General features: G+C 63.5%; 4 protein-coding genes and 1 tRNA gene. 2 read left to right on the forward strand and 3 right to left on the reverse strand.

The features are described from left to right. Positions 1-2,093: relaxase domain-containing protein (locus tag GWP04_12345; protein ID NIA26333.1), on the reverse strand; the 2,093-nt coding region annotated here is incomplete at its 3' end. 549 nt (positions 2,094-2,642) lie between these two features. On the opposite strand from GWP04_12345, the gene GWP04_12350 reads away from it, so the two are divergent. Beyond that, positions 2,643-2,834, forward strand: coding sequence for a helix-turn-helix domain-containing protein (locus GWP04_12350; GenBank protein ID NIA26334.1), 192 nt, complete (start codon positions 2,643-2,645; stop codon positions 2,832-2,834). Between the two features lie 92 nt (positions 2,835-2,926). Beyond that, the gene (locus GWP04_12355; protein ID NIA26335.1) at positions 2,927-4,081 is read left to right on the forward strand and encodes a tyrosine-type recombinase/integrase; all 1,155 of its coding nucleotides are present in this window, start codon (positions 2,927-2,929) and stop codon (positions 4,079-4,081) included. 18 nt (positions 4,082-4,099) lie between these two features. Here the strand turns inward: GWP04_12355 and GWP04_12360 are convergent. Beyond that, a tRNA-Lys gene (locus GWP04_12360) sits at positions 4,100-4,172 on the reverse strand. 207 nt (positions 4,173-4,379) lie between these two features. After that, complete coding sequence (locus GWP04_12365; GenBank protein NIA26336.1) at positions 4,380-5,597, reverse strand: hypothetical protein; 1,218 nt, start codon at positions 5,595-5,597, stop codon at positions 4,380-4,382. Between the last annotated feature and the right edge of the window lie 76 nt (positions 5,598-5,673).

A 5,673-nucleotide genomic window follows, 5' to 3' on the forward strand; every position in this document is an offset into this window, starting at 1 on the left:
CTGAGGTCACCGGTAGCTGTCACATGGCGATACCAATCCGCCACTGCTCGTCTCATAGTGTTGTCGCGGCTCTGTCCAACGATGAGCTTCCGGTGCTGTCGGTACGTCTTGATCGCTTCGTCGACTGACCCGTCGCGGAGTTGGGTGAGTGCGTTGCGTTCCCATTGGTGTTGCTGGCGGATGTTGTCGATCAACTCAACAGTGGGGAGCCGTTTGGCGAGAGCCCGAAAGAGGCCACCCGCGTCGATTTCGGGTAGCTGACGGTCATCGCCGATCAGGATCAGCTTCCCTTCGGCGGCCTCGATAAGGTCGGTGATGGTGGCGAGTTGGCGGGTACCGACCATCCCGGCCTCATCGACTGCCACGATCGCACCGTGAGGAAAACCCCGACCTTTCGATTCGCCGATCAGTCGGGTCAAGGTGCTGGAGGGGATCCCGGTGGCAGCTTGCAGGCTGGCGGCGGTCCGGCCGGCCAGCGCCCCACCCAAGATCGGAGTGCCGGTCAGAGTGGCGAGCTGACCAATTACTTCCATCACTGCGGTTTTGCCAGTCCCGGCTGGTCCGATCCCGATGTCGATGGTGTTGGTTGAGGTGGCGAACCGGCGGACCATCTCCGCCTGCCCTTCGGTCAGATGACGGTGGCGTCGCAACCTGGCCTTCCATCGTCCGGCACCCACCCCGGCGAGTGCCTGTTCGATCACCCGCTGCTCAGTGACCAACAGTTCGGTGGTCGTGTATCGGCGTTCGTGTCGCACACCGGGGAAGAGTGTTCCGTCCCGGCGACGCATCACCCGCCCGGCCGCTTCTGCTTCGTTCAGTTCGCCTGCCCGGTCACGGTCAGCATCGACGAGGGGATCCAGCTCTTCGGCCTGTTCGGCGGTTCGGGTGGGCAGGAGCGGCACGATGTCCCGGGTGGCGAGGAATGTCTCGGCAAGGTGCTCGATCTGGTTCCGGGTGCCACCTTCGGGGAGCGCCCCGGCGATCTCTTTGATCACCTCGGCCCGCCCGAAGGTGGAGGCCCATTCGGTGAGCCCCTCGGGTGACGCCAACCGTTCGAACAGCACCTCCGTGTCAACCGGGGTGACTTCCCGGTTGCCGCCCATCATCTCGGTGATCTGGTTGGGGGTGAGACCCGCCTCAACGGCCCGCTCCTTCCAGTCGGCTTCCAGGTCGGCGAGGGGATGGTCCCTTTTCGGGGCACGGGTGGCCAGCACTGCTACCTGCCGCGCTGCTGCGGTATCGGGAAGGCCTTGGTCTTGGCGCCAAGCTTCGAGCTGGTGGCGGCGCCGGGAGAACGCTTCGATCTGGGGACGGGTGAAACCTGCAATGTCGGCCATACCATTGGATACTGGCTGCCAGCGAACCCCCAACCGTTCCGTTAGCTCCCGTCGGAGGACGGCTTCGTGGAGGTAGCCGGCGGCCAGCTGATACCGATACAACAACCTCCCATCCACCGTCCGCCACACCTCGTCTGTCCCTTTCACCTTGTTGGCGACCACCACATGGGTATGCAACTGGGGGTCGTCGGCGCGGGAGGTGAACTCGGTAAACGACGCCGCCACATACCCCGCCGTTTGGATCGGCCACGTCTGGACCCGAAACTTGGGTGTCCCGTTCTCGTTGAGGATCGGGTCGCCGTGGTCGTCGAGGACCGGAGTCTTGGAAGCACCTCGGGTCGAGGAGGCTACCGACTCCAAATACCCCAAAGCCGCCCCGGTGGCTTCTTCGAACGCCTCCAACACCTGCTGGCGGGTCTCGAGATCTCCCAAGGCCCAGAGCAGTGACACCGACTTATCCGCCGAGAAGGTCACATCCCAAGCTGCCACCCCATCCCTCCGCAAGCTCCGTCCCAGCTGTTCGCCGGTGCCGGGGTGTTGACCGTCGAACAACCGGACCAGTCCTTTCGCCGACACCGCCCCCTCCAAGCCCAGCTCGGTGGCGCCGTTGCCTCGCCACAGGCCGGTGGCGGTACCACCGCGCAGGTAATAGTCCTCGCCGGGTGAGATCTCCCCCAGCTTGCGCAGGTAATAGTCCTTGGCAGCCTTGGCCAAACTCAACACCATCCACCCCCACCACTGCCAGGCTGTATACATCGAGCAACTCGTTGCAGATGCGTGTGTCGCCAAGGACACTGGTTTTGGAAGCGGCTGATCGTGGTGCAGGCGTCTCGGTCGATCAGGTCTTGGTGATCGTGGATCGTGACTGTTTCGGATCCGGTGATCTTGCCTTCAGGGACTGTTGAGAATCCGTACCGGTCGAGAAGTGTTGGTTCGGTCGGTTCCCGATCCGGGTCCGTCATCGTCGCTGGCTCCTTGGTAGGGGAGTCTCGACGGCCCATCCAAACGACGGCCAGACCTGCGACGACGTCTCGATCTTCACTGTGACCAACGCTGCGGACAGGCTCCATGTCGGCCAGTAGACGAGACAACCCTCTCACCAGAGTGTCAGTAACCCTCTCACCAGAGTGTCAGTAGCCCTCCAACCGCACCGCAAGAAGCCACGCAGCAAACTCGTGGACGCCGGCCTCGAACATCTCCAAAGAGCTCGTTGACCAGGAGAAACACCGAAATAGCAGCCGACCGACAGGCCTGTTGACACCCAAATGGCATCGAGATGAAAGGGTCCCAGCGCACACTTGGAGCATGACCGCGCTCGATCCGCTGCTCTCAGTCCAAGAACTCGCCAACTACCTCGAAGTCCCCATCGGAACGCTCTACGCCTGGCGCTACCGCGGAGAAGGACCTCCAGGGTTCCGCGCCGGCAAGCACCTCCGGTACCGATGGCACGACATCGAGGAGTGGATCAACAACCAGCTCCTGGAAAGAGTACGTTGACGGAATGCGCATCCAGTTGCGAGTGCGCCTAACCACGACGCGGCCGTGACGAATGCGCTTGGATAGGCAGGGACGAGGAAGGAGGGTGGATCGTGGCCCACATCGAGAAGAGAACCGGTCGAGGCAAGCCCTGGCGGGTTCGGTACCGGGCCCCCAGCGGCAGGGAGCGCTCCAGATCGTTCGCTCGCAAGGCCGACGCTGAGAAGTTCAAGTCGACCACGGAGGCGGATCTGGTTCGTGGCGAGTGGCACGACCCGCGTCTCGCCAGGGCGACGGTGGCAGGGTGGTCGGAGCGGTGGCTCCGCACCAAGGCACATCTCAAGCCCTACACCCGTGCCGGGTACGAGTCGCTCCTGCGAGTCCACATCGTTCCCCGCTGGGGTGACCTCGAGCTGCGACACATCGACCGACTCGGGGTCGAGGAGTGGGTGGCCGATCTGCAGGCAACCGGTCTCAGCGCCTCTCGAGTGCGACAAGCTCGCCAGGTCCTCAACAGCATGATGAAGCTGGCTGTCGAAACCGGCTACCTGACCGTCAACCCTGTCGAGGGAGCGTCGGTCCCGAGGCAGCCGGAGGGAGAGACGCGTTTCCTCTCGGTCGCTGAGGTGGAGCGTCTGGCCGAGGCGATCCGCTCTCCCTACGAGGTGCTCGTCTACACCCTCGCCTACGGAGGCCTGCGATGGGGAGAGGCGGCTGCCTTGCGGCGCCAGCGGTGTGACCTCTTGCGATCTCGCCTTGAGGTGACAGAGTCGCTCTCAGAGGCGTGGGGTGGTCTCCAGTTCGGATCGACCAAGACTCACCGGCGGCGAACCGTGATGATTCCCGGGTTCCTCCGTGATCTGCTGGCTAGCCACCTGGCCACGGAGGTGGAGGATGACCCTGCTGCGCTTGTCTTCACCTCGTATGAGGGTGGTCCACTGCGCAATTCCAACTTTCGGCGGCGGATATGGAATGGCGCGGTGGCGGAGGCCGGCCTCGTGCCGGGCCTGCGGATCCATGACCTCCGGCACACTTGCGCCTCGCTCCTCATCGCTGAGGGAGCCCACCCCCGCGCTGTGATGGGGCACCTGGGGCACTCGTCGATCACCGTCACCATGGACCGCTACGGCCACCTGTTCCCCTCCGACATGGAGGCCTTGGCGGAGGCTCTTGGAGCGGCTCGGGGTCGCGCTCTCGCGGCCCAGCCGCGGCCCAGCCGCGGCCCAAGGGTTGTGGAGCTTCGAGGTGACCGCCAGAAAACCCAATAGACATAGGCGTTTTCGAGGTGGGCCCGGTGGGAATCGAACCCACGACCTTGGGATTAAAAGTCCCCTGCTCTGCCAACTGAGCTACAGGCCCGGGACTGCAAGATAACTCACGAGAAAACGCGCGAGAAAACAAGCCAGCCGTCGCAAGCGGCTCGTAGGTTACAGGGTCCGGTGAGACCCGAAGAGCGCAATCGGGCGGTGGGGGAGGATCGGACTGTGCCTGTGCGAGAGTCCCCACTCAACGACCTGACGGCGTTCTTCGACGCCGCCTCAATGGAGCCCGCCCCCTCTGAGCGGGCTATGCACAGCCCGGGATCTCGCTCGTGGTGGGTCCGTAGCGGACAACGACATCGCCAGCTCGAAACTCCAACAGGTCGGCAGAGATCAGTTCGATCGACCCGACTACCACCGGGCTGATCGACTCGTTCGGATTCTCAAGGTGCGCTCTCAGTGCGTCCGGGAACCGGCCCACACCATCATATGGTGGGCGTTCTGTCTCCCAGTTGCGGCCGTCAGCACCTTCGATGTATCGCATTCCACAATGGATACCGAACCGATACCGGTACTGAATTCCCATCTCGAGGGTCCCTGCCGGTAGCGGCGGCAACTGATCTGACGCTTCCTGGCCGGGTGCCGTCGGGGTTGTGGATGCAGCCGGCGTAGTCGTGACGGTGGACCCGATCGGGGGTACGGGGGATGGTGTTCCGATCCACGTCTGGAATGAGCTGATCGGGTTCGCACCACCCGGCTGGTCGGGTCCGAGGATCAGCAACACACGGTCGGTGCCGGCTGCCACCGCCACATTCCCGGTGGCACCGAACGTGCCGTTCAAGCCGTACCGGACCCAGCTTTGCCCGTCAGGCGTGAACCACACAAACTTGGTGGGGACGCTCTCGGTGGAGCCGTCATATGAGGTGACGACAAGACCGACGGGACCGGCAGTCACCGTTCCGATGTTTCCCCGGTCTTTGGGTTCGATGTCGTCGAACGGCACGGTGAGTATCGACTGTCGCCAGGCGGAGTCGAACACGACAACATTCCTCCGCCCTGTCGCAGCAACGATTCTCTCTCCCCAGACAGAGGAGTTCACCACGATGGACGCTTCGGCCTCCGTACCTTCTACCCATGCCACACCATCGGTAGATTCCCAATAGCCGGCTGTTCTCGTGTCGGCACCCATGCCGACAGTGCCCAAGACGAACCGGGTGTCGTATGCGAGCAAGCTCACCGGTGCGAGAAGACCGCCGGGGAGCAGTGTGGTCTCCGACTCGTTCCACGTCGTCCCGTCTGGAGAGGACCACAGGATCGTCGACTCGAGACTCGCGGTGTATTCGAATCGAGGGTCGATGTCGGTGAACGGGACCGACCCGATGAGGTTGCCGTCCTGGTCGCGAACCTGAACTTCCCTGGCGTTGAGGTTGGCGGTGGCCTGATTGCCGTCGCCGGCGAGATTGGGGGCGAGGGCAGCAACGACCGCGTCGGCATCAGGGATCTCGTTGATTCGACCGGCGATCACTACCCGGTCGGTCCTGCTTGCGACAAGACTGAGTAGGAGCGTCCGTTGTAGCAGCGGGTTGGAGACCGGCAGCCAG

It is taken from the genome of Gammaproteobacteria bacterium, from assembly GCA_011682695.1.
Lineage (GTDB): Bacteria > Actinomycetota > Acidimicrobiia > Spongiisociales > UBA4744 > BMS3Bbin01.